Source organism: Streptomyces sp. LARHCF249 (genome assembly GCF_052871255.1).
Map to the genome: position 1 here is coordinate 572,151 of NZ_JBIXJQ010000001.1, position 22,947 is coordinate 595,097.

Here is a 22,947-nt window from a genome sequence, read left to right on the forward strand (position 1 = left end):
CTCGAGCCCTCCAACCCGCCTGCGGCCCGGCGCGGGCCCGGGCTACGCTCGGGCCATGGCGCTGGAATGGGAGCAGACGGTCATGGACGCCCGGGATCCGGTCGCCCTGGGCAGCTGGTGGGCGGGGGCCCTGGGCTGGGTGGTGGTGAACGACTCGCCGGAGGAGTACGAGATCCGCCCCGCGCCCGAGCGGCTGCCCGGGCTGATCTTCGAACCCGTATCGGACCCCAAGATCACCAAGAACCGCCTGCACCTGGACTTCCGCCCCGCCGACCAGGCGGCGGAGGTCGAGCGCCTGCTGGCCCACGGCGCGCGCCGGGCCGACATCGGACAGGGCGAGGACGTGACGTGGGTCGTGCTCGCCGACCCCGAGGGAAACGAGTTCTGCGTCCTGTCCTCCCGGCCGCAGCCCTAGGAGGCGGCTCCACCGGCGCCCGTGGAGGGGCCGGTGTCCGCGGTGAGGGCCGTCAGGACGCGGTCCGGGGTGAGGGGGAGGTCGCGCAGGCGGCGGCCTGTGGCGTGGCACACGGCGTTGCCGATCGCGGCCGCCGTGCCGACGATGCCGATCTCGCCGATTCCCTTGCTGCCCATCGGGTTGAGGTGCTCGTCGTGCTCGTCGATCCAGCCGACCTCGATCGCGGGCACGTCGGCGTGGACCGGCACGTGATAGGCCGCCAGGTCGTCCTCGGCGAAGCCGCCGTGGACGGGGTCGACCGTACTGCGCTCCGTCAGCGCCATGCCGATGCCCATCACCATCCCGCCGGTGAACTGGGAGCGGGCGGTCGCCGGGTTCAGGATGCGCCCGGCCGCGAAGACGCCGAGCAGGCGGCGTACGCGCACCTCTCCGGTGACCGTGTCGACCTGGACCTCGGCGAAGTGGGCGCCGAACGCGTGGCGGGCGTACGGGGACCCCCGCCGGACCGCCTCCGTGGTGTCGGCCGATGCCGAGAGCCCCTCGTCGGGCAGGGCGCCCCGGTGGCCGGCCAGGCGGGCGGCCAGGGCGGTGCAGGCCTCGTGCACCGCCCAGCCCCAGGAGGCGGTGCCGCAGGATCCGCCGGCGAGGGGGGCCCGGGGCAGGTCGGTGCGGCCGATGGCCACGGCCACGGAGTCCAGCGGGACGGCCAGGGCGTCGGCCGCCACCTGGGCGAGGACGGTACGGGCGCCGGTGCCGATGTCGGTGGCGTTGATCTCGACGAGGTGGCTGCCGTCGGGCCGGGCGTGCACCCGGGCGGCCGAGGGGGCGATCCAGACGGGATACGTGGCCGCGGCCGTCCCCACGCCGCGCAGGAACGGCCCGTCGCGGCGCGGGGTGCGGTACGCGGCCCAGCCGAACCGGGCCGCGCCCTCCCGGAGGCACTCCACGAGGTGCCGGCTGCTGAAGGGTCGGCCGGTGTCGGGTTCGAGGGCGGGCTCGTTGCGGATGCGCAGCTCGACCGGGTCCGCCCCCAGCGCATCGGCCAGTTCGTCCATGGCCGATTCGAGGGCGTACATGCCCGGTGCCTCGCCCGGGGCGCGCATCCAGGAGGGCGTGGGCACGTCCAGGGCGACGGCCCGGTGGAGCGTACGGCTGTCCGGTACGGCGTACATGACGCGGGCGGGGACGGCCGCCTGCTCGACGAACTCCCTGACCCGGGAGGTGTGCGTGGTGGCCTCGTGGACCAGCGCGGTGAGCGTGCCGTCGGGGCGGGCGCCGAGGCCGATCCGGTGCAGGGTCGGCGCGCGGTGTCCGACGACGGCGGGCATGTGGCGCCGGGGCAGGGCGAGTTGGACGGGGCGTCCGAAGCGGCGGGCGGCCATCGCGGCCAGTACGACGTGCGGGCGAGGGGTGCCCTTGCAGCCGAAGCCTCCGCCGACGTGCTCGCTGATGACCGTGATGCGCTCCTCGGGCAGGCCGAACAGCGAGGCCAGCACGGTGCGGACGGTGCCCGCGCCCTGGCTGGAGTCCCATACGGCCAGGTGCTCGCCGTCGGCGTCCCAGGCGGCCGTGGCGGCGTGCGGTTCCATCGGGTGGTTGTGCAGGGGCGGCACGCTGTAGGAGCAGTCGACGCGCACGGGTGCGGCGGCGAGGGCCGCGTCCGGGTCTCCGCGTTCCCGGAGGGCGGGATACCCGCCGTTGACCTCTTCCGGTGTGTAGGCGCCGGGATGGCCGGCGCGCAGACCTCCGTCGTGTTCCTCGGTCGCGTAGCTGATCCGCACGGCGCCGGCGGCGGCCCTGGCCCCTTCGAGGGTCTCGGCCACCACCAGGGCCACGTACCAGCCGCGGTGCGGGACTTCGGAGTTCTGCAGCACCTGGAGCGTGGGGTCGTCCGAGGGGCCCAGGCGGGGCGCGTCGTCGGGGGTGAGGACGCCCAGGACGCCGGGGATCTGCAGGCAGGGGCCGGTGTCCACGGCCGTGACACGGCCGCGGGGTACGGCGGCGGGCACCGGCCAGGCGTGGGCCCGGCCGGGCGGGCGCTGGTCGGTGGCGTAGCGGGCGGCGCCGGTCACCTTCTCGGGGCCCTCGGCGCGGACGGCGGAGGTGCCGAGCACGGTGTCGGGGCGTCCGGGGCGGTCGGGGGGCATTGCTGCTCCTACGGGGTGCGGGGCTGTCCGTCCGGAGACCGCTCAGGCCTGTCGGGCGAGCGTGGCGAGCGCGTCGCACGCGAGGTTGCGGGCGAGCGTGATCTTGTACGCGTTGTCGCGCAGGGGCCGGGCCTGGGCCAGTTCCGCCTCGACGGCCTCCCGCACGGCCTCGGCGGTCGGCTCGGCGCCGGTCAGCCGTGCCTCGGCCGCGGTGGCCCGCCAGGGCCGGTGGGCGAGGCCGCCGAAGGCGAGGGCGACGCGCCGTACGCGCCCGCCGTCGGGGCCGAGTTCGAGTACGGCGGCCACCGAGGCCAGTGCGAAGGCGTACGAGGCCCGCTCGCGGGCCTTGCGGTAGAGGGAGACGGCGCCTGGGGCGGCGGCGGGCAGCAGGACGGCGGTGACGATCTCGCCGTGCCGGATGACGGTGTCCTGCTCGGGCCGCTCGCCGGGCAGCCGGTGGAAGGCGGCGGCGGGCACGGTCCGGCTGCCCTGCTCGCCGTGCAGCTCGACGGAGGCGTCGAGGGCGGCGAGGGCGACGGCCAGGTCGGAGGGGTGGGTGGCGATGCAGTGCGCGGAGTGTCCCAGTACGGCGTGGTCGCGGTGGACCGCGTCCCGGGCGGCGCAGCCGGAGCCGGGATCCCGCTTGTTGCAGGCGGTGGAGACGTCCTGGAAGTAGGGGCACCGGGTGCGCTGGAGGAGGTTGCCGCCGGTGGTGGCCACGTTGCGCAGCTGCGCCGACGCCCCCGCGAGCAGCGCCTGGGTGAGGACGGGGTGGCGGGCGCGGACCAGGGGGTGGGCCGCCACGTCGCTGTTGCGGGCCGTGCCGCCGATGCGGAGGCTGCCGTCGGTCAGCTCCTCGATGCCGTTCAGGGGCAGCCGGGTGAGGTCGACGAGGGTGCCCGGGCGTTCGACGCCCCGTTTCATGAGGTCAACGAGGTTGGTGCCGCCGGCGAGGTAGCGCGAGCCCGGCAGGCCGGCGTGGGCGGCGGTCGCCTCCTCGAGGGTGGTTGCGCGCACGTAGGCGAAGGGCTTCACGCGGTCACGTCCAGCACGGCGTCGACGATGCGGGGGTAGGCGCCGCAGCGGCAGAGGTTGCCGCTGAGCCGTTCCCGGATCTCCTCGGCGGTCAGCGGGACGGGGCCGGAGCCCGGGTCGGCGATGGTGGCGGCGGGTGTGGCGTGCGACGGGTGGCCCGCGGCGGCCTCCTCGATCGCCGCGACGGCGGAGCACAGCTGGCCGGGTGTGCAGAACCCGCACTGGAACGCGTCCCGGTCGATGAAGGCGCGCTGCAGCGGGTGCAGGACGCCGGAGGGGTCGGCGAGCCCTTCCACGGTGGTGACGTGCGCGCCGTCCTGTGCGACGGCGAGCAGCAGACAGGCGTTCACCCGGCGCCCGTCGAGGAGCACGGTGCAGGCGCCGCACTGGCCGTGGTCGCACCCCTTCTTCGCGCCGGTCAGGCCGAGGTGCTCGCGCAGGGCGTCGAGCAGGGTGACGCGGTGGTCGAGCCGCAGGACGTGGTCCGTGCCGTTGACGCGGAGCGTGACCGAGGAGGCAGGGGGCTCGGTACCATGCGCCACCGCCGGCTCCCTTCGACTGGGTGGGACGTCGCCGTAACACGTCGACTATCCCGCCCCGGGCCCCGTGGCCGCCGTGCCACGCGGGGGGCCGCCGCCCGGGGCGCCGATCTTCCATCGGTCGGCCCCGTCGACGGCCGCCCGGGGGCGCATGCCCCCGGACGGCCGGGGTAGGCGCGTCGTACGGGGCGTGACCTGGCCACCAGGCTGCGACGGGGTCGCGCTCCGGCCCGGCTACGCGAGCGCTGCCAGGAGTTCGCGCTCGCGGGTGGGGCTGAGGCCGGCGCGGCGGGGGCGGTCCAGGCCCGTCTCGCGTTCCCAGTGCAGGGTGTCCGTCAGGAGCTCCCGCCGGGGGCGGTGGCGCAGGCCGGCCGCACGTGCGGCGGCGCCGCTGCGGGCGCAGAAGCCGGCCCACTGCGGGTCGGCCATCCACATCGCGAGGGACTCCGGGCCCATGAACTCGGCCACCCCCTGCCCGAGCAGCCAGTCACGGCCCGCCGGCACCACTGCTCCGGTGTGCCCGCCGATCTCCCTCGACAGAGCGAGCCACTCCCCGAAGGGCATCACCGGGCCGACCGCGTCGTACGTACCCGTCGTCCTCTTCTCCGCGCAGTCCAGCAGCCATGCCGCGAGGTCCCGTACGTCCACCGTCTGCGTCGGGACGTCAGCGGGCTCCGGTACCAGCAGCGGCGCCAGCGGCTCCCGGGCCGCGCGGCCGACCCAGTACCCGGTGCGGCCGCTGTGGTCGCCGGGGCCGCCGATGAGTCCGGCCCGCGCGATGAGGAGCCGGTCGCCCAGCGCGGCCGTCGCGGCCTGCTCGCAGGCCGCCTTGGCCTGCCCGTACTCCTCGCGGCCGAGCTCGCCCGCCACGGCCGCCGGCAGCAGCTCCGCCGTCTCGTCCGCGCCCGGCCGCGCGTGCGAGGCGTACGCGCTGACCGAAGAGACGTACGTCCAGTGGGCCGCCCGGGCGCCGAGCGCCTCCAGTGCGCCGCGCACGAAGCCGGGCTGCCAGGACACCTCCACCACGGCGTCCCAGTCCCGTCCCGTCAGGCTCTCGTACGCCGACTCCGCGCGCCGGTCGGCGGCCACCAGCACGGCGCCCTCGGCGACTTCGCCGCTCTCGCCGCGGGCCACGCACGTCACCCGGTGCCCTCGTTCCACCGCCTGCCGCGAGATTTCGCGGCCCACCCATGCCGTTCCGCCCAGTACCAAGATCTCCATCCGTCCACCCCAACACAGGCGGTGACCCCTTGCCCAGGGCCTTCGCCGAGAGCGGACCCGCGGCGTCCCGGGCTCCGCTCAGGCCGCCAGCGCCGTGGTGACCACCAGCGGCGGCCTGGTGCGTTCCGCCGACCAGGTGTGGCTGCGGGCGAGCTCGGGGTCCGCGAGGGGGAGCGCCTCCTCCACGGACGGGCGGTGCTGGGCGACGTCCCGGAACCCGGTGCGTTCCAGCAGCGCCGGGATGAGGGCGACGGGCCACGCGTGGTTGCGCACCTCCTGCCAGGAACCGTCGGTGCGCCGCAGCCGTACGGTCAGCCGCTCGCCCGGCCCGTAGGCCTCGCCGGGGCGGCCGATGCGCAGCGAGGCGTAGTCCATGCCCGTGCAGTCCGGATCGGTGGCCAGCAGCACGAACGGTGCTCCCGGCCGCAGCAGTCGGCGGATCTCCGTGAACACCGCGAGGACCGCCTCCTCGGTGGGCAGGGAGGCGAGCACGTGATTGCACATCACCGCGTCCGCGCAGCCGTCCGCCAGGCCGGCCGCGCGTCCGTTCCGGACGAGGTGGTACTCCGCCACGGCCGTGTCCGAACCGCGCGCCAGCGCCAGCATCTCGGGCGAGGTGTCCACGCCCAGCACCCGCGCCCCCAGCCGCCGGGCCGCTCGGTCGGCCACGGTGCCCGGCCCGCACCCGTAGTCCACCAGGACCTCGCCGCCGGCGAGCCGGCGGGACAGCTCCCGGAAGACGAACGGGTATCCGAGGAGCCAGTCCGTGGCCGCCTCCACGGCCGCGAAGGCCTGCGCGCCCTCACGGCCGGACCATGCGGCGCTCTCTCCGACACCGGGTTCCCCGGATCCCTGCGACCAGTCGCTCACAGCCCCACTATCGGCCCACCACGTCCGTACGGGGGTGGTACGACACGGGCCGGCGGTCCGCCGGGGGGCGGACCCTACGTCTGCTGGCGTGCGCGCTCGGCCTCCGATACGAAGGGCTGGAGGAAGCCTCCGATCAGCTGTTCGATATCCGTGATCCGCTGCTCGTGGGTGTAGAGCTGGTCCCGCAGGACCGCCTTGCCCTGCTCGTCGTGCCGGGACTCGTCGATGTTGCGCTGGACGATGCCGATGAGGTCCTGGAGCTGGGTGTGGAGCGTCTCGCTGATCCCGCCCCATACGGCGCGCAGATCGGCTGCGCGGCTGTCGGCGTACTGGCGGGCGGCGAGCGTCGCCGACTCCTTCACGTGGTCGGAGAACTCCTGCGCCGCCCGGGCTTGCAGCTTGCCGTCGGCGAACAGGACGGCCCCGGAGGCCATGAGCGGTCCGACGGCGGCGCCGATGGCGATCGCGATGCCGATCGGGGGCACGGTCAGCCCGAGCGTGATCAGACCGGCCGTGGCGGCGGCGGCCGTACCGCCCGCGACGGCCGCGCCGGTGCCCGCACCGATCGCCATGAGGGAGCTGGGCCGGAACATCAGGGGCACGTCGTCCCGGTGCCGCCGTCCGCTGCGGCCGTTGCCCTTGCCCGCCGCGATGGCGAGGGTGTAGAGGAGGTGGTTCTGGTCCCGGACCGACTGGGCGCCGGTGAGCTCCGCACGGAGCTTGTCGAGGAGGTCCGCGTGCGCCCGGATCAGCGGTTCGAGCTGGCGCAGCAGATCCGTCTGCCGCTGCTCGATCAGCTGGTCGAGGGTCTGGGTGCAGAAGACCTGCATCCGCTCCTGGAGTTGGGCGGTGTACGCGTCCATGAGCGCGTGCTGGGCCGCGACGCGACCGCCCCTGGTGAAGGAGCGGACGGCACGGGTGAAGCGGCCGGGACCGCTGGTGACGTGCCAGTCGGCGATCTCGCCGCTGGTGTCGGTCAGGAACCTGGCGAACCTCAGCTGCAGTTCGTTCTCGATGTCGAGGATCCGGCCGCCCACGATGTCGCGGATGGCGTCGGCGCTGGTCCGCAGCTGGTCCTGGGTGGCCTGGCTGCGGTCGAGCAACTCGCGCAGTTCCGCCGTGGACTTCATCAGGATGGCGCCCTCGTCGTGCAGCCGCAAGCGCAGGTTGACGGCGTTGTGCCGGAGGAACTCCGCGAGCCGGACGAACTTCACCCGGGCCGCGTCCCGCATGCAGAACACCTCGAGGGCCGACTCCAGCTGGCCGATCCCCGAGGCCCGCAGCCCTTCCTCGTCCCCGTCGAGCCGGGAGCGCAGTGCCTGGAGCGCGCTGACGAAAAAGACGTTGGGTGCGGCGGGCGAGCCGCTGTCTCCGCTGAGCTCGGCCACCGCGTTGCGGCAGCGGCTCATGACCTCCGCCCGTTCCTCCGGCTCGATCCGGTCGAACTGGTTCACGACGAAGAAGATGTCGCGGTGTCCGAGCTTCTTGACGCGTTCGAGGTAGTTCTCGGTTTCGTGGAGGGTGAACGGCCGTCCCGCGTCGGTGACGAACACGACGGCGTCCACCTCCTCCAGGTACCTCAAGGTGACCAGCTCGCGGTCCGGGCTCTCGTTGATCCCCGCCGAGTCGACGATCTCCACGGATCTGCGCAGCAGCTCCAGCGGCTGCTCGACGACGGCCAGCGCGAACGAGGGGGCCCGCGGCGCGCCGTGGGCGTCGATCTGGAGGGAGACCTCCCGCGCGAACTCCTCGGTGGTCACGGCCGTCTCGCCGCCCTGCCGGTCCGCGTCCCGGTAGAGCCAGGCCCGCTCGGTCTCGCCCCAGCGCAGGACGGTGGTGAACGCGGTCGCCGGATTGGCCTTGGTGGGCAGCAGCCGCTTCCCCAGCAGGGCGTTGATCAGGGTGCTCTTGCCGCTGCTGAACTCGCCGAGCACCATGATCCTGAAGGTCTCGCGCTCGAAGACCGCTCCGTTGATGCCCAGGTCCAGCGCCCCGGACGGGCCGCCGGGCGGGGCGACGACCTCCGCCGCCTCTCCGGCCACCTGCTGCAGTCGCTGGTAGTAGGAGCGCAGCGTTCCTATGTTGTCGCTCCAGCCGCGGAAATGCGCGGCCGGGGACTCCTGGCCGGAAGACTGCCGGGTCTCGTGGTCCATCAGGCCCCTTCCAGGGGGGAGAGGTGGGCGTGTACGGAGCGGCCGAGCGACCGCGCGGTGCTCCGCAGTGAGCTCCAGTGCCCGAACGAGTCCGGGCGGGCGGCGACCGCCGTCGTGTGCAGCCGCCACCACTGCTCGTCGCGGTCCCGGGCCTCGCTCAGCAGGCGGTCGTACACCTGGCCGATCCGCGCGTCCGTGCGGGCCACTTGTTCGGCGAAGGCGGCCTCGACGATCCGCTCCAGGTCGTCGATGGTGCGCTCGCGGCGCTCCGCCTGGCCGTGTTCGAGCGCCTCGGTCACCAGGGCCGTGCCGGCCGCTCCGGCGATCTGCGCGACGACCTCGGTGGAGACGGGGGTCAACACGCTCTCGATGGCGGTGCCGACGAACTCCGGCAGCCAGGAGGCGTCCCAGCCGGTCGCGTTCTGCGATTCGGCGTCCGCCGCCGTGGCGGCGACCCCGGGCAGCGCCGCCGCCGGCACGATCCGCCCGGCGCGCGGGGCGGCCAGTCCCTGGAACAGTTCCTCGCCGGGCCTGTTGCGCAGCAGGATGTCCCGCAGCCGGCGGGTGTCCTCTTCGAGTACCCGGTCGACGGTGACGGTGATCCAGGTTTCGAAGCCCTGGAGCGCTTCCGCGGTGAACGGGATGGTGTGCAGCCGGATGAAGTGCTGTTCCTCCGGAGTCTCCAGCATCCGGGAGAAGCGGGCGGCGAGTTCGCGCGCCGCGGCGGCCCGGCGCCTGCGTGCCTCGGCGGCGATCGCGGAGACGAGCGCGGCGCGCCACTCCCCGACGTCGGCGCTGAGCACGATCCAGTGGAAGCGGGCGCTCTCGTGCGCCGTGTGCCAGATCTGTGCGGCACGGGCCCGGACCGGGTCGGAGCGGTCCGCGTCCGTCAGCGCCCGGGCGGCGGCCTCCTCGACCAGGTCGCAGGTGGCGGCGAGCAGGTACAGCCTGCGGATCGTCCGTAACGCGCGGCGCAGGCGGACGCCGGCGAGCTGCGCGAGCACCGCGCGCAGCCGGTCGATCCCGTCCGCTTCCTCGGCCGCCGCCTCGGCCGCGGACTTCGTACCGGCCGTGCGTACCGGTCCGGGTACCACCAGCGCCTCGGGGGCCAGCATCCCGACGAGGTGGTGGACGCGCCGCAGGATGTCGGCCGCCTCGTCCCCGACCTCGCCGAGCTTGGTGACGACGACCGCGAGCGGCGGTGTGTGCGGGGCGGCGGCCAGCGCCTTGATCCTGGCCTGTTCGGTGGCGAGCAGCGCCCGGCGGGCCTCGGTGACCACGACCACCACGTCGCCGTCGGCCACGACCCGGGCGAGGGCGGCGGTGTCGGGCTGCCGTACGCCGGACCAGCCCTCCCAGCCGGGCGTGTCCACGAGTTCCACACCGGCCCGGGCCAGCCAGGAATCGGCCGGGACCCGGACCCGTACGGTACAGGGCTGCGCCGGGTCGGCGTCCGCGGGACCGGCGGCCGCGGAATCCGCGTCCTCGGCATCGGGGACCGGGCGGACGACGACGGGCGGGCCCGCCGTCGGGTGGACGGACACCGGCAGGCAGTCGGTGCCGACGAGTTCGTTGACGAGGCGGGACTTGCCGACGTTGCTGCCGCCGATCACGCAGATCCGGGCCAGCGGCGATTCGGCCCTGCGGGCGGCCCGGCGGATCAGCGAGGCCGCCGAGTCCGCCCCGGCCTGGTCCGCGAGCAGGGCCACCCGCTCCGCCAGTTCACGCAGCGGCTCGCCCGGTGGCCCGCTCCGGGGCAGCTCCCGCCCGTGCATCCCCGTACCGCCCACGGCGCCGCCACCCCACCCCGTCCCGACCGACCCGCCGCGACCATGATGCCAACGGACGCGCCCCGGCGCCGCCGATTCGGATCAGGTGGTCGGATGCAGGCGGGACGGCGCGAGCGGCGCGCCCTCGCGGCGCGCGTCGGCGACGGCCAGGGCGCTGCCCGCCAGCCAGCTCCCCCAGTCGACGTTCCAGTCGCCGAAGCCGTTGTCGAAGGGGGCCATCTTCTCGCCGCCGCTGTTGACCACCTCGACGATGTCCCCTTCGCGCACCGTCTCGAAGAACCAGCGTGCGTCCTCGGTGCTCATGCCCGTACAGCCGTGGCTGACGTTCTCCTCGCCCTGCGCCTCGACCGACCAGGGCGCGGCGTGGATGTACTCGCCGCTCCACGTCACCCGGGTCGCGTAGCGGACGGGCAGGTCGTAGAACTCCTTGGTGCCGCGCTTGATCCCGACGGTGTCCCCCCGCATCCGGACCTTGGGCTCCTTGCGCAGGACGACCTTGATGCCGGCGCGCGTCCGGAACCCGGCCTTGCCGGTGGTGACCGGGATCGTCCTGATGATCCGTCCGTTGCGGCGCACGGTCATCTCGTGGGCGGCGGAGTCGGTGACGGCTTCGATCCGGTCCCCGACGGTGAACTCCAGCGGCTCCGAGGGGCCGCCGTAGCCGAGGTCGCCGACCTCGACCCCGTCGAGCCCGCTGCGCACGCGGACCACGCTGTGGGCGGGCCAGTAGGTGCGCGGTCGGTAGTGCAGGGTCGAAGCGTCGACCCAGTGCCAGGCACCCTCGACCCGGGGTTCCGAGGTCACCTGCAGCGCCTGCTCCACCCGTTCGCGGGCCAGCGGCTCGTCGGCGGGCACCGGGCGGCTGAGCTCGGCGGTGACGATCTCCCCCGCGCCGTACGTCCCCGGGCGGGGCCCGAACTCGGCCGTCAGCCGGCCCCCGTGGTCGGAGTCGGCGGGCGGGGCGGTCCTGAACGCCATGGTCACGCCGACCGGGGTGCCGGCCGCGTCCTGGGCTCCGACCTGCACGGTGTACGTCTCGCCCGCCCTGAGCGGCTCGGTGTTGAGCCAGCGTCCGCTGTCGGGGCCGAGCTCCCCGGCCAGGTGGCGGCCGTGGCCGTCGGTCACGGTCACGTCCGTGAGGCGGCCCCGTTCCGCGAGGGCGATCTCCAGCGGCGCGCCGGCGTCCGTGGGGAGCTCGTCCCTGCGGGCGGCGCCCGAGGTGTCGCCGAGGGCGGGCATCCGCAGGAGGGTTCCGCTGCCGCGGGCGGTGGCCCGGACCCGTTCTTCCCGCCACCCGCCGCACAGCCCGGGCCGGGAGGTGTGGACGGAGCAGCGGCCGGCGCCGGTCCGGCCGCCCTCGTCGACCGCCCGGCCCACCAGCAGGGTGACCGCCGCCTCCTTCGGCCCGCTCCCGGCCGCCTGCTCCGCGACGTCCGTGTCGGACGCCCGGCCCGGCGCAGCGGCTGCCACCAGCATGGCTCCCGTCACGGCGGCCACCACGCCCCACGCTTTGGTCAGTTGCATTCGTTGCCCTCCCGATGTCACACAGTCAGATCCGCACGGCCGGATGGCAGCATCAAAACGATCGGGAGCCAAAATGATGATCATGAACTCGGCTATGCGGCCGAACGGGCACCCCAAGTGAACTCGTACGGAGCACGTTCCGGGCCGGTGGCCGCGGCCACCGGGGGGTGCGTAACATCCGGGCATGCCCGATTCCCGGCCCGGCCCCCGACCCCCTTCCCGGCCGCTGCTCCAGCGCCTGCGCGACGACCACGCCCCTGCCCTGCTCGCGTTCGAGCGCGAGAACCGGGCCTACTTCGCCGCGTCGGTTCCCGATCGCGGCGACCTCTACTTCGCGCGCTTCGGCGAACGGCACGCCGAGCTGCTGGCCGAGCAGGCCGCCGGGCTGCACCACTTCCACGTGCTCGCGGGCGGGGGCGGCGAGGTGCTCGGGCGGGTCAACCTGGTCGACGTGGCGGACGGTTCGGCCGAGCTGGGGTACCGGATGGCCGAGCGGGCAGCCGGCCGGGGGCTGGCCACGGCCGCCGTCGCCGAGATCTGCGCGCTGGCCGCCGCGGAGTACGCACTGTCCTCCCTGCGTGCCGTCACCACGCTCGACAACGCCGGCTCGCGCGCCGTGCTGGCCCGTACCGGATTCACCCCCGCCGGCGAGATCGAGCTGGACGGCCGCCCGGGACTGCGCTTCGTCCGGACCCTGTAGGGGCCCGGCGGCGGGCGGCCGGGCCCGTCACGACAGTCCGTACCGCCGGGCGGACTCCTCTTCCTGGGCCAGTCCGTGCAGGGCCTTGAGCACGGGCTGGAAGAGGATCGCCGCCGCGACGGCGGTCTCGGCCTTCTCCGCCTCGGAGGGGCGCGACTCCACGAAGTCCAGGTCCCGCACGGCCGCTTGGTGCATCAGCTCGGCGTACGGGGCCATCAGCTCGGCGTCCCAGGGATAGCCGAGCCGGATGAGGGTGGCCACCGCGACGACCAGGGAGCGGTGGACGGGTGAGAGCCCGCCCAGTTCCCGCGCCGTGGACCAGTCGAGCATCGCGAGCAGCCGGTCCACCTCACCGCGCGCGGCGGCCGCGGCTTCGTCCTCGCCCGCTTCCCCGTCCGGCCCCGCGCCCGCGCCGGGCGCCCCGGTCTCCTGCGGGAGCGCCCAGAGGGCCGCGCCGAGGCGGATCGTGCGGCCCAGGGAGTCGTCGTCGACGTGCCGGAGCACTTCCCGGACGGTTGCCACCGGGACCCGGCCGACCTGGATCACCGCGCGGACCAGGCGCAGCCGGCGCAGGTGGCCGTGGTCGCAGTCGGCCGTGGTCGGCCGTGGTCGCGCTGATCCGGCGTCCGGGCGCCAACAGCCCTTTGCGGAGGTAGTACTTGATCGTCGCGATGGAGACACCGCTCCGTTCGCTCAACTCCGCCAGCCGCATCCCGTGAACCTTCCTCGCGCATGCTCCGCGAACTGGCCCGGGACCGGAGCAGGGGCCTGCTCGGGCACGTCCTGCTCTCCGGCTCACCGCGCACGTACTTCCACCACAAGGTGTGGGGGATCATCAACCGCAAGGAGCGGGCGGGCAAGGTGCGCCGGCACGTGGGGCTGTGGCACGAGTCGTACATCGTGCCGGAGGGGTCGTACGAGTCCATCCACTTCGACATGCCGCCCCCCGGGCTGGCGGCGGCCACCGGAGTCCTCCCGGTCGGGGCCCGCGGCCGGCGCGCCGCGGACCGATTCGCACACCGCCGCCCGTCGCCGTGAACCCTGCTCACAGGTCCCGGCGCATGCAGACGCGCGGCCACCTGTCCAGGCCGTGCCGCGCTTCCTGCGCGCGGATGTCCCGCAGGCCGGGCGTGAGCCCGGCCTCGTCCAGCGGCCGGAACCCGCAGCGCTCGTAGTACGGGGCGTTCCACGGAACGCCGGTGAAGGTCGTGAGGGTCAGCGCGGGGATGCCTTCGCGCACGGCCCGGCCGGCCAGGTGGTCCAGCAGGGACCGGCCGACACCGCGGCGCGCGCTGTCCGGGTGCACCGACACCTGCTCCACGTGGAGGCCGCCGTCGACGCGGTCGGCGATCAGGTACGCGACGGGGGCGTCGGCCTCGTCGACGGCGACCCAGGCGAGCCCGGCCCGCTGGTAGCAGGCGAGTTCGCCGAGCGGGAGCGGCTCGTCGTCGGCGATCTCCGGCATGCCGATGTCCCGGAAGCACCGCCCGGCCGCCCTCTCGATGTCCTGGAGGAGGGGCAGTTCGTCCGGGCGTGCCGCTCGTATGCGCATGGACGCATTGTGGGGGCCGGGCCGAGCGACGCCACCTGATTTACCCGGCCGTGGGCATTTACCCGGCGGTCGGCGCCGCTCCCGCAGGGCGCCCGAGAGGCTGGGGCGGCGGGCGTGGTTATGATCACCGGCGGCAGGGCCGTAGCGCAGAGGTCGTCGCACCTGGCCTGCACAGCCGGAGGACGTCGGTTCGAATCCGACCGGTCCTGCCACCCTCCCGCCACTACTCCCCCTCCCGCTCCCGCCTCGAAGGGTGACGACTTGTGAGCAGAAGACCGCTGGTGGGCGGGCTCCCCGTCGATGAGGTCGCCGTGTGGCACCGGGTGCGGCGCCACGCCGTGCCGCGCTGGATGATCGAGGGCGCGACCGAGGCCCGGCTGGCCGGGGACTGGCGCGCGGCGTGCGCGGTCGCGGCCGTGGACATCGCCCTCGACCCGGCGCGGACCGGCGCCGTGACCGGGACGTGGACGGGAACCGGAGGGCGGATCGGGGCCTGGCTCGGGGCCCGGCACGGTACCGCCGTACGGGACGCGGCCGAGGCCGACCTCGCGCACCTGGCACCCGACCTGCTGCGCTGGCACCTGCCCCGGGCGCTCGCGGCCGGCTCGATGCTGGTGGGGAACCGGATCGTCCTCCTCGCCCGCTACGGCGGACGCGGGCGGGGCTCCCGGGCGGGGGCGCGGGCCTCGTACCTGGTGGCCCGCACCCCCGGGTGGGACGCTCCGCAGCGGCTGGCCCTGGACCTCATGGCCGCCGACGACCCCGAGCTGAAGCGCGACTACCTCGTGGAGGACTGGACCGCGGCCCGCCACTTCTGGGACGCCCGGCACGCCCCGGAGCTCCGCCCCTGGTGCGGGGGCGGTGCGGGGCGGCTCCCCTTCTTCCGCGCGGACGGCACTCCGCTGGGACCGCAGGAGCTGCCCGACACCGACCCCGGTTCCACCGATCCGGCCGCGCGGGAGGAGTGGATCGCCGTCCTCCAGGCGCGCGGGGACGTGGTGGGCGCCTTCGCGGCCGCGGGGGTGGACATCGACCTGACCACCCTGGCGCGCTCCTCCGGCTGGGGACCGGCGCATCCGGAGGCCCTCTTCGCGCAGCTTCCGCTGGACCTGCCCCGGATCGTCCGGGAAGTACGGCGCCAGGTCGCGGCGGGGGACGCCGCCCGGTTCCGGATACCGGGCGCGTACCACGGCGACGTCCTGCTCGAACCGGCCGGCCGGGGCGCGCACGCCGCCCTCCGCGCCCACGTCGGCGCGCCGTACGCGAGCTCCGGAGTGCCCACGATCCCGGGCACGGTGTGGCGGCGCCTGCCCGACCTCCAGCTGGTCCGCACGGGGCGCCTCGCGCCGGAGGAGCTCCATCCGCTGGTCGCGGCCGCCCTGTTCCCGGCGTCGGGCCCCGCCCTCGGGCCGCCCGGCCCGCCCGCCGTGCTGGAACCGGTGCGGGTCCGGTGCGGGGGCGAGTGGCACCTGGTCGGCTTCCGAGACGGGGAGCTGCGCGTACCGCACAGTGCGGCGGAGCAGCAGCGCGAGCGGGCCCTGCTGGCCTTCGGCGGCGCCGTCTCCGGCTGCTTCGCCGTACAGCGCGCGTGGGCCTCGGGGCGGGGGCGGCTGCCGCGCGCCCTGCGACCGCTCCGGCGGGAGGTCTTCGACCGCGCGCGGCACGGCGACGCCCCGGGGGTCGCCGCCCTGCTGGCCGCCGGACTGGACCCCGGCGTCCGTGACCCCGAGACCGGCCACTCCCTCAGGGAGGTGCTGGACCGTCTCGACCCCGAGGCGGGCCGAGGCCACGGGGAGGAAGATGGAAGGGGGCCGGTCCGGTGACGGGAGTGATCATGTTCCAGGACACCAAGGCGTTCAGCGGGTTCTCCGTGGACGACCTCGCGAAGGCCAAGGAGTTCTACGGCGGGACGCTCGGCCTGCCGGTCTCCGAGGAGAACGGCATGCTCTTCCTGCGCCTCGGGGGCGGCGGCACCGTGCTGGTGTACCCCAAGGACAACCACCGGCCGGCGGAGTACACCGTCCTGAACTTCCCGGTGGCGGACATCGAAAAGAGCGTCGACGAGCTCACGGCCCTCGGGGTGGCCTTCGAGCGCTATCCGGGCTTCGACCACGACGCCAAGGGCATCGTCAGGGAGCAGGGTGAGGGCATGCCGTCGATCGCCTGGTTCAAGGACCCGGCGGGCAACGTGCTGTCCGTTCTGACCGAATCGGCCTGAGCCGCCCGCCACCGGGCTCTTCCAGCTCCGCGAGCAGCCGGGGCGCCCGCCCCTGCCCGCACGCCGCTCGCCCTCGCCCTCGCCCTCGCCCCGCGCTGGACCTGCGCATTCTGGCGCCGGGGGCGCCCCCTGTGACGGCACTCACACGATTTCCGGCTGCCGCGTGTCGACCGGATGCGGTGCGGGGGGCGTATGCCCGGTGAGAGGGTCACCTGGATTCGGGAGCGATTTTTGACCGTCGAGGAGTTCGAACAGTTCTACGCGCAGGCGGCGGGACGGCTGACAGGCCAGTTGTACGTCATGCTCGGCGATCACCATGAGGCGCAGGACGTGGTGCAGGAGGCCTTCGTCAGAGGCTGGGGCAGACGGCGTCAGCTGGACCGGGACGGCCGGCCGGAGGCGTGGATCCGCACCGTCGCGTGGCGGCTCGCGGTGAGCCGGTGGCGCGTGCGCCGCCGCAGCGCCGAGGCCTGGCAGCGCACCGCTCCCGCGGGCCAAGTGGAGGGACCGGGGCCGGAGGCGGTGGCCCTCGTCCAGGCTCTGGCGCAGCTGCCCCTCAAGCAGCGCCGGACGATGGCGCTGCACTACGTGTGCGATCTGACGGTCGAGCAGATCGCCGCCGAGACCTCCCTGTCCGCGAGCACGGTCAAGACCCACCTGTCCCGGGGCCGGGCCACCCTCTCCCGCCATCTGCAGGACCCCCGCATTGAGGAGGCGCCCGATGCATGACTCCCAGGATCCGCTGCGCTCCCTGTTCCGGGAAGCGGCCTCCGCGCGGCAGTCCGGGGCCGGGCTCCCGCCGGTCTCCGACATCGCCCGGCGCGGGGAGCGGGCCCGGCGGCGCCGGATCGCCTCCCTCGCGGCCGCCTGCGTCCTGGTCCTCGGCGGAACCGGTGCCGCCCTGGCCACGCTGCTGCCGCAGGGCCCGGGCCCCGCCCTCCCGGCGACCACTCCCACTCCCGCGCCGCCGGCCCCCGCACCCACCTCGGCGGGCACGCCGACCTCGCCTCCCGCCCCGCCCGCCACGACCGCGGGCCCGGAGAGCTCCGCCCTCGCGACCACGAGCCCGCCCCAGTAGCCCCTCCCCCTCCCCGCGCAGCGGACACCGGCCCGGAACCACGGCCGGCGGTTCCGCACGCCTTCAGCCGAGCAGGAGATCCCTCCATGTCCGTTTCCGCCCCGCCCCGGGCCGTCGAGGTCCCCCGCGGGACCGCCGTGCGCCGCCCGGTGTTCGCGTGGCGCCCCGACCCTGCGGACCGCGAGGTGCTGTGGCTCTACCTGCTGACCCGCGTCGGCCTGTGGACCACGGCGGGAGCCGTCCGCTGGCTGTTCCCCGCCGACGGCCGGGCCCGGAAGCCCGCCGCGTTCCTGTCGCCGTGGCAGCAGTGGGACTGGTGGCACTACCTCCACATAGCCAGGGACGGCTACTTCCCCGGCCAGACCGGTCCCTGGACGGCCGGCTGGGACAACCGGGAGGCCTTCCTCCCCGGCTTCCCCCTCGCCCTGCGCGCCGTGCACGCGGTGGTCCCGCACTGGGCCGCGGCCGGAGCGCTGATCTCGTTCGTCGCGGGCGGCGTCGCCGTCCTGGCGCTGGCGCGCATCGCCCGCCACCGGCTGCCCGACCCGGACGCGGGGCGGCGTACGGTGCTGTTCTTCCTGCTGTCGCCGTGCGCCGTTTTCCTCGCCGCCGGATACACCGAGGCGCTGTTCCTGGCCCTGGCCCTGCCCGCCTGGCTGGCCGCACAGCGCCGGAACTGGCCTGCGGCCGCGATCCTGGCCTGCCTCGCCTGCTCGGTACGTGTCACCGGGCTGTTCCTCCTGGCCGCGCTCGTCCTGCTCTTCGTGCTGACCGCCCGGGGCCGCCGGGACTGGCGCGCGGCTCCCTGGCTGTGCCTGCCGGCCCTCTCCCCCGCGCTGTACAGCTGGTACCTGGAGGCGCGCACCGGGGACTGGATGGCCTGGAAGCACGCCCAGGAACGCGGCTGGTACCGGGATTTCCACGCGCCGTGGGACGCCTGGTCCCACACCTGGGACGCCGCGTTCCACCACCTCCACCCCACCGGATACGCCCTGATGTGGCAGGCCGAGCTGCTGGCCATGCCGGCCGGGGTGGTCCTCCTGATGGTGCTCGTACGGGGCCGCCGCTGGCCCGAGGCCCTCTACATCGGCCTCACCCTGTGGGCGCTGGGCACCTCCTACTGGTACACGTCGGTGCCCCGTTCGACCCTGCTGTGGTGGCCGCTCTGGACCGGCCTGGCCTCCTGGAGCCTGCGCCGCCCCCGGGTGCTGACCGGGTACCTGTGCGTCGCGGCCCCGCTGGCCACCACGGTCGCCATCACCTTCCTCACCGGTCGGTGGGCGGGCTGAAATCGCCGACCCGTTTCGGCATAGAGTCCTGCCCGTGGACAGACACATAACTTTCGACCGACTGCACAACTTCCGTGACCTGGGCGGCTATCCGACCGCGGACGGCCGTACGGTGCGGTGGGGCAGGCTGTTCCGGTCCGACTCCCTGGGCAAGCTGCGGGGCGGCGACTGGGACCGCTTCCTGGAGCTCGGTGTCGAGGCGGTCATCGATCTGCGGTACTCCTGGGAGATCGACGCGAAGGGGCGGGTGCCCGAGCACCCGTCGCTCGCCTACCACCACCTCAGCATCGAGCACCGCCCCTACGACCAGGCGGCCCTCGGCCCGGACGTCGAGACCGGCCCCTACCTCGCCGAGCGGTACATGGAAGTCGCCCACGACGGCGTCGGCGAACTGCGCCGGGCCCTGGAGGTGATCGCCGGCCAGGAGGGCCCGGTGGCCTTCCACTGCGCGTCCGGCAAGGACCGCACCGGTCTGCTGGCGGCGCTGGTCCTGGACCTGCTGGGGGTTTCCGAGGAGGTCGTCGTCGAGGACTTCGCCCTCACCGGCCTCGCGACCGGCCGGCTGCTCGCGGACTGGCGGGCGGACCACCCCGGCCTGGAGCCCGCCTGGCCGGGGTACGGGCAGGCGCCCGCCGAGGTGATGCGCCTGTTCCTCGCGGCCCTGACCCGCGAGCACGGGTCCGTACGGGCTTACGCGGCAGACCTGCTGGGCGCGGACGACACCCTCGTCGCCGCCCTCCGGGAGAACCTGCTCGAACCCGCCCACCGGTGACGTCCACCGGTGACCGCGCTAGACGCGGTTGCCGCCGAAGGGGCCGCCGAACGGGCCCGCGAAGCCCCAGTACGTGACCAGCACGTCGCGGTAGCCCGGGTCGCCGAGGTGGTGCTCCCGGTGGAACTCCGGGGCGGCCTTGATCTGTTCCTTGGTTCCGTCCACGTACACGGTCCGGCTGTCCGGGTCGACGCGGGTCACCGCGCCCGCCGGTACGAGGACCTCCTTGCCGAAGATCCACGGGCCGGTGTCGACCACCAGATAGGCGTCGCCGGCCTCGTCGTTGTGCTGGTCGACCTTTCCGATGCGGCCGTCGGCCGCCTCGACCGTGTAGCCCGTCAGGTCGGTGCCGGCCAGGTGGCCCGACGTCGAACGGAAACTCCACACATGCTCCGTCACGCGAAACAGCTCCTCCGGTGGGGCGGACGGCGGGGCCTTCCCGCCACACCAGTTCGACTGCCCGGTGGGCCCAGCCGTAACCACCCCCGTCGGCGTCGCGGACGGCGCATACTCGGACCATGGCTGACACCACCACAGTCGAGGTCGACACCGAAGTCCACGACCGCCTCGCCGCGCTCGCCGCGGCCCGTGGACTGAGCCTGCGCGCCTACCTGGCCGAACTCGCCGCCGCCCAGGAGAACGAGGCCGCCCTCGCCCGCGCCGCCCGCGCCTTCGAGGGGGCGGTGGCCCGGCCCGGATTCCGCGAGGGCTTCGCCCGCGACTTCGCCGTCTAGTGCGGTCACGGCACTAGGCCGACTCAGGCAAGCGGCGCGAAGCCGAGCCGCAGCGTCGTCCGCCGCGCGTGCAGCTCGTGCTCCGGCAGCGGGCCCGGGCCGCAGGAGGCCGTGCCGATGCCGTGGTGTGCGGCGTCGAGGTGGACGTGGACGCGGCCGCCTGCCGTGAGGTCGGTGGTGTGCCGGGCCGCGGCGAGGTCGGCCGAGGTCCAGCGGCGGGCGGTGAGGTCGTACCAGGGTTCCCCGGTCACCAGCAGCCCGCCGCCCGCGCCCGTCAGCCGCGCCCAGCGGACCTGGTGCCGGTTGCCGTTCTCCTGCGGGCGCACGTACGGGGTGTGCAACGCGTCGACCGTGTGGCGGTGGCGTCCCAGGCGGGCCGCGGCCGCCGAGTCGCGGTAGGCCTCGCCCGGACCGCGCCCGTACCAGTCCACGGTGTCGATCCAGCCGGGCAGGGCCGTGCGCAGCCCGATGCGCGGCAGCGGACCGGGCCAGTCCCCTTCCGGTACGACGGTGAGGTCGAGCCACAGGGTGGAGCCGTCCGCGGTCCAGCGGCAGGTGGTGCGCATCGCGGCGTCCGTGCCCGCGGGCGCCACCCGGGTGGTCACGGTCAGGGCGTCGCCGGAGGCGTCCAGCCCGGTCACCCGGGCGGTGAGCCGGTGCAGTCCGAGGGCCTGCCAGCCGTCGGCCTCCCGGCCGCCGAGCCGGTCGTTGTCGGTGGGCGCGCGCCACAGGTCGAGTACGGGCGGGTCGAGCGGCAGCCCGCCGACGGCGCTGAGGCTCCCGGTGGCCGCGTCGAACCGGCCTGGCCCGAGCAGGATCTCGGCGCCCTGCCGCGACAGGGGCGCGCGCCGTCGCTCCGGCGGCGGCGCGGGGGCCGCCACCGCCTGGCCCCAGGCGATCTCGTGGCCCGCCCGGGCCCAGGGCTCGTCCCGGGCGAGGCGGGCGGTGACCGTGAAGGTGCGTTCGGCACCCTTCGCGGGCGGCAGCGCGGGCCACGGCAGCAGGATGTGCTCGCCGGGCCGCAGTACGGGGACCGCCAGCGGGCCCTGCGCGAGGAGTTCGCCCTCGTCCTCGGCCCGCCACTCGAAGCCGAGGTGCGCGGTGTCGCGGAAGTCGTGCCCGTTGCGGATCAGGATGCTCTCCCCGTCAGGGTCCGGGTCGATGGCGACGGGCTCGATGACCTTCTTGTACTCGATCAGGCCCGGCGAGGGCGTGCGGTCGGGGAAGAGGAGCCCGTCGGCGACGAAGTTGCCGTCGTGGACGGGCTCCCCGAAGTCGCCGCCGTACGCGTGGTGGGTGCTGCCGTCCGCGGTCCTTCGGGCGATGCCGTGGTCGATCCACTCCCAGACGAAGCCGCCCGCGAGGCGCGGGTACCGCTCGAAGAGCCGCTGGTACTCGGTCAGTCCGCCGGGTCCGTTGCCCATGGCGTGCGCGTACTCGCAGAGGATGAAGGGCAGGGCGCGGCGGTGTGCGTCGAGCGCCGGATCGGTGGTGGCCGGCTCCTCGCCGCGGCCGATGAGTTCGGTCTCGGCGTGGTCGGCGTACATCCGGCTGTAGACGTCCACGGAGCCGCTGTCCTGGTCGCCCTCGTAGTGCAGGAGCCGGGAGGGGTCGCGGCGCCGTGTCCACGCGGCCGTGGCGGCGAGGTTCCGGCCGGTGCCGCTCTCGTTGCCGAGGGACCACAGGATGACGCACGGGTGGTTCTTGTCCCGTTCGACCGTGCGGCTCATCCGGTCGAGGTACGCCTCCTGCCAGCGCGGGTCGTCGCTGGGGTTGGCGCGCCAGCCGACCTGCTCGAACCCGTGCGTCTCCAGGTCGCATTCGTCGACGACCCAGAGGCCGAGTTCGTCGCACAGGTCCAGGAAGGCGCTGTCGGGCGGGTAGTGGCTGGTGCGGACGGCGTTGATGTTGTGCCGTTTCATCAGCAGGACGTCGTCGCGCACGGTCGCGTACGGGAGGGTGCGGCCGCTGTCCGGGTCCCATTCGTGGCGGTTGACCCCGCGCAGCAGCAGGGGGCGGCCGTTGACGAGCAGTCGCCCGTCCAGGGCGGCCACGGTGCGGAAGCCGATGCGGATCCGCACGCGTTCGTCCGCGGTGACGAGTTCGCCGTCGTAGAGGTGCGGCTGTTCGGCGGTCCAGGGGAGGACGGCGGGGAAGGCGTGCGGCCCGGCGGGGTCGGCGTCGTGCAGGCCGAGTGCCGGGACGTGCAGGCGGGCGGCGGCTCCCGATGTCTCCACGCGCAGGGTGCCCCGGCCGGTGGTGTGCTCGTAGCCGGCGTGCACGAAGACGTCGTCGAGGCGGTGCGCGGGCCGGGCGAGGAGGCGTACCGGCCGGAAGATGCCGGACAGCCACCACATGTCCTGGTCCTCGAGGTAGCTGCCCGCGGACCATTGGTGCACGCGGACGGCGAGGAGGTTGCGGCCCGGGCGCAGGGCGGCGGTGGCGTCGAACTCGGTGGGCAGCCGGCTGCCCTTGCCGTCGCCGAGCCGATGCCCGTTGAGCCAGACCGCGAAGCACGAGTCGACGCCCTCGAAGCGCAGCACGGTGCGGTCGGCGGGCCAGGGCTCGGGGAGGGTGAAGGCGCGCCGGTACTCGCCCGTCGGGTTCTCGTCGGGGACGTGGGGCGGGTCGACCGGAAAGGGGTAGGTGACGTTGGTGTACGCGGGTGCGCCGAAGCCGTGCAGCTGCCAGCAGGACGGTACGGGCAGCTCGGCCCAGGCCTGGTCGTCGAAGCCGGGGGCTTGGAACCCGCCGGTGAGGTCGTGGAGTCCGGCGGCGAGCCGGAAGCGCCAGGGCCCGTCGAGGTCGAGGCTCGGGGCGTTGGAGCGGAGGGCCGCCCGGGGTGCGAGCCGGCCGCTGCCGGGGGCCCGGTCGTCGACGTACGCGGTGTGGGGGGTGCTGGTCATGGGC

At 74.7% G+C, this 22,947-nt stretch carries 20 protein-coding genes, 1 tRNA gene and 2 pseudogenes; 11 read left to right on the plus strand and 12 right to left on the minus strand.

What is annotated here, in order from left to right:
- Positions 1–55: 55 nt before the first annotated feature.
- Positions 56–415, plus strand: coding sequence for a VOC family protein (locus tag ACIPUC_RS02835; protein ID WP_446586389.1), 360 nt, complete (start codon positions 56–58; stop codon positions 413–415).
- Here ACIPUC_RS02835 and ACIPUC_RS02840 read toward each other — a convergent pair.
- The 8 genes from ACIPUC_RS02840 to ACIPUC_RS02875 form a co-directional block, all read right to left on the minus strand.
- A complete protein-coding gene (locus ACIPUC_RS02840; protein ID WP_446586390.1) occupies positions 412–2,562 on the minus strand; it encodes a xanthine dehydrogenase family protein molybdopterin-binding subunit in 2,151 nt (716 codons plus the stop codon). The two genes, ACIPUC_RS02835 and ACIPUC_RS02840, sit on opposite strands and share 4 nt — an antisense overlap.
- Positions 2,563–2,604: 42 nt before the next feature.
- Positions 2,605–3,597 (minus strand): FAD binding domain-containing protein, encoded by a 993-nt coding sequence (locus tag ACIPUC_RS02845; protein WP_446586391.1) that lies wholly within the window; start codon positions 3,595–3,597, stop codon positions 2,605–2,607.
- On the minus strand, positions 3,594–4,139 hold the full coding sequence (locus tag ACIPUC_RS02850; protein ID WP_446586392.1) for a (2Fe-2S)-binding protein: 546 nt from the start codon (positions 4,137–4,139) through the stop codon (positions 3,594–3,596). The genes ACIPUC_RS02845 and ACIPUC_RS02850 overlap by 4 nt, the downstream gene beginning before the upstream one ends.
- A gap of 231 nt (positions 4,140–4,370) precedes the next feature.
- Positions 4,371–5,357: an oxidoreductase gene (locus tag ACIPUC_RS02855; protein WP_446586393.1), complete on the minus strand. Its 987-nt coding sequence runs from the start codon at positions 5,355–5,357 to the stop codon at positions 4,371–4,373.
- A gap of 78 nt (positions 5,358–5,435) precedes the next feature.
- Positions 5,436–6,227, minus strand: coding sequence for a class I SAM-dependent methyltransferase (locus tag ACIPUC_RS02860; RefSeq protein ID WP_446586394.1), 792 nt, complete (start codon positions 6,225–6,227; stop codon positions 5,436–5,438).
- A 74-nt stretch (positions 6,228–6,301) separates the two neighbouring features.
- Positions 6,302–8,380, minus strand: coding sequence for a dynamin family protein (locus ACIPUC_RS02865; RefSeq protein WP_446586395.1), 2,079 nt, complete (start codon positions 8,378–8,380; stop codon positions 6,302–6,304).
- Complete coding sequence (locus ACIPUC_RS02870) at positions 8,380–10,170, minus strand: GTPase (protein ID WP_446586396.1); 1,791 nt, start codon at positions 10,168–10,170, stop codon at positions 8,380–8,382. The genes ACIPUC_RS02865 and ACIPUC_RS02870 overlap by 1 nt, the downstream gene beginning before the upstream one ends.
- A gap of 81 nt (positions 10,171–10,251) precedes the next feature.
- Positions 10,252–11,694, minus strand: coding sequence for an Ig-like domain-containing protein (locus ACIPUC_RS02875; protein WP_446586397.1), 1,443 nt, complete (start codon positions 11,692–11,694; stop codon positions 10,252–10,254).
- Between the two features lie 184 nt (positions 11,695–11,878).
- On the opposite strand from ACIPUC_RS02875, the gene ACIPUC_RS02880 reads away from it, so the two are divergent.
- Positions 11,879–12,394 carry a GNAT family N-acetyltransferase gene (locus tag ACIPUC_RS02880; protein WP_446586398.1) on the plus strand — a complete coding sequence of 172 codons (516 nt, stop codon included), beginning with the start codon at positions 11,879–11,881 and terminating at the stop codon, positions 12,392–12,394.
- A 27-nt stretch (positions 12,395–12,421) separates the two neighbouring features.
- Here the strand turns inward: ACIPUC_RS02880 and ACIPUC_RS02885 are convergent.
- Positions 12,422–13,106: pseudogene (locus ACIPUC_RS02885) on the minus strand (MerR family transcriptional regulator).
- A 17-nt stretch (positions 13,107–13,123) separates the two neighbouring features.
- Here ACIPUC_RS02885 and ACIPUC_RS02890 point away from each other — a divergent pair.
- Positions 13,124–13,432: pseudogene (locus ACIPUC_RS02890) on the plus strand (monooxygenase family protein); the annotation flags it as partial.
- A gap of 7 nt (positions 13,433–13,439) precedes the next feature.
- Here ACIPUC_RS02890 and ACIPUC_RS02895 read toward each other — a convergent pair.
- On the minus strand, positions 13,440–13,946 hold the full coding sequence (locus ACIPUC_RS02895; protein ID WP_446586399.1) for a GNAT family N-acetyltransferase: 507 nt from the start codon (positions 13,944–13,946) through the stop codon (positions 13,440–13,442).
- A 135-nt stretch (positions 13,947–14,081) separates the two neighbouring features.
- Between ACIPUC_RS02895 and ACIPUC_RS02900 the strand changes: the two genes are divergently transcribed.
- From ACIPUC_RS02900 to ACIPUC_RS02930, 7 genes are all read left to right on the plus strand, one after another.
- Positions 14,082–14,158: transfer RNA gene (locus tag ACIPUC_RS02900), tRNA-Cys, on the plus strand.
- 51 nt (positions 14,159–14,209) lie between these two features.
- Positions 14,210–15,769, plus strand: coding sequence for an ankyrin repeat domain-containing protein (locus ACIPUC_RS02905; protein WP_446586400.1), 1,560 nt, complete (start codon positions 14,210–14,212; stop codon positions 15,767–15,769).
- An 11-nt stretch (positions 15,770–15,780) separates the two neighbouring features.
- On the plus strand, positions 15,781–16,164 hold the full coding sequence (locus tag ACIPUC_RS02910; RefSeq protein WP_446586768.1) for a VOC family protein: 384 nt from the start codon (positions 15,781–15,783) through the stop codon (positions 16,162–16,164).
- Between the two features lie 192 nt (positions 16,165–16,356).
- Entirely contained in the window at positions 16,357–16,893 is a 537-nt protein-coding gene (locus ACIPUC_RS02915) for a SigE family RNA polymerase sigma factor (protein WP_446586401.1), read from the plus strand.
- Positions 16,886–17,242 (plus strand): hypothetical protein, encoded by a 357-nt coding sequence (locus ACIPUC_RS02920; protein ID WP_446586402.1) that lies wholly within the window; start codon positions 16,886–16,888, stop codon positions 17,240–17,242. Before ACIPUC_RS02915 ends, ACIPUC_RS02920 begins: the two co-directional genes overlap by 8 nt.
- A gap of 86 nt (positions 17,243–17,328) precedes the next feature.
- Entirely contained in the window at positions 17,329–18,531 is a 1,203-nt protein-coding gene (locus ACIPUC_RS02925) for a mannosyltransferase family protein (RefSeq protein WP_446586403.1), read from the plus strand.
- A 34-nt stretch (positions 18,532–18,565) separates the two neighbouring features.
- Positions 18,566–19,303: a tyrosine-protein phosphatase gene (locus ACIPUC_RS02930; protein WP_446586404.1), complete on the plus strand. Its 738-nt coding sequence runs from the start codon at positions 18,566–18,568 to the stop codon at positions 19,301–19,303.
- A gap of 18 nt (positions 19,304–19,321) precedes the next feature.
- Here ACIPUC_RS02930 and ACIPUC_RS02935 read toward each other — a convergent pair whose 3' ends face one another.
- A complete protein-coding gene (locus tag ACIPUC_RS02935; RefSeq protein ID WP_446586405.1) occupies positions 19,322–19,702 on the minus strand; it encodes a PRC-barrel domain-containing protein in 381 nt (126 codons plus the stop codon).
- Between the two features lie 119 nt (positions 19,703–19,821).
- On the opposite strand from ACIPUC_RS02935, the gene ACIPUC_RS02940 reads away from it, so the two are divergent.
- Positions 19,822–20,037: an antitoxin MazE7 gene (locus tag ACIPUC_RS02940; protein WP_446586406.1), complete on the plus strand. Its 216-nt coding sequence runs from the start codon at positions 19,822–19,824 to the stop codon at positions 20,035–20,037.
- A gap of 23 nt (positions 20,038–20,060) precedes the next feature.
- Here the strand turns inward: ACIPUC_RS02940 and ACIPUC_RS02945 are convergent, their stop codons facing one another.
- On the minus strand, positions 20,061–22,943 hold the full coding sequence (locus ACIPUC_RS02945) for a glycoside hydrolase family 2 TIM barrel-domain containing protein (protein WP_446586407.1): 2,883 nt from the start codon (positions 22,941–22,943) through the stop codon (positions 20,061–20,063).
- Positions 22,944–22,947 lie beyond the last annotated feature (4 nt).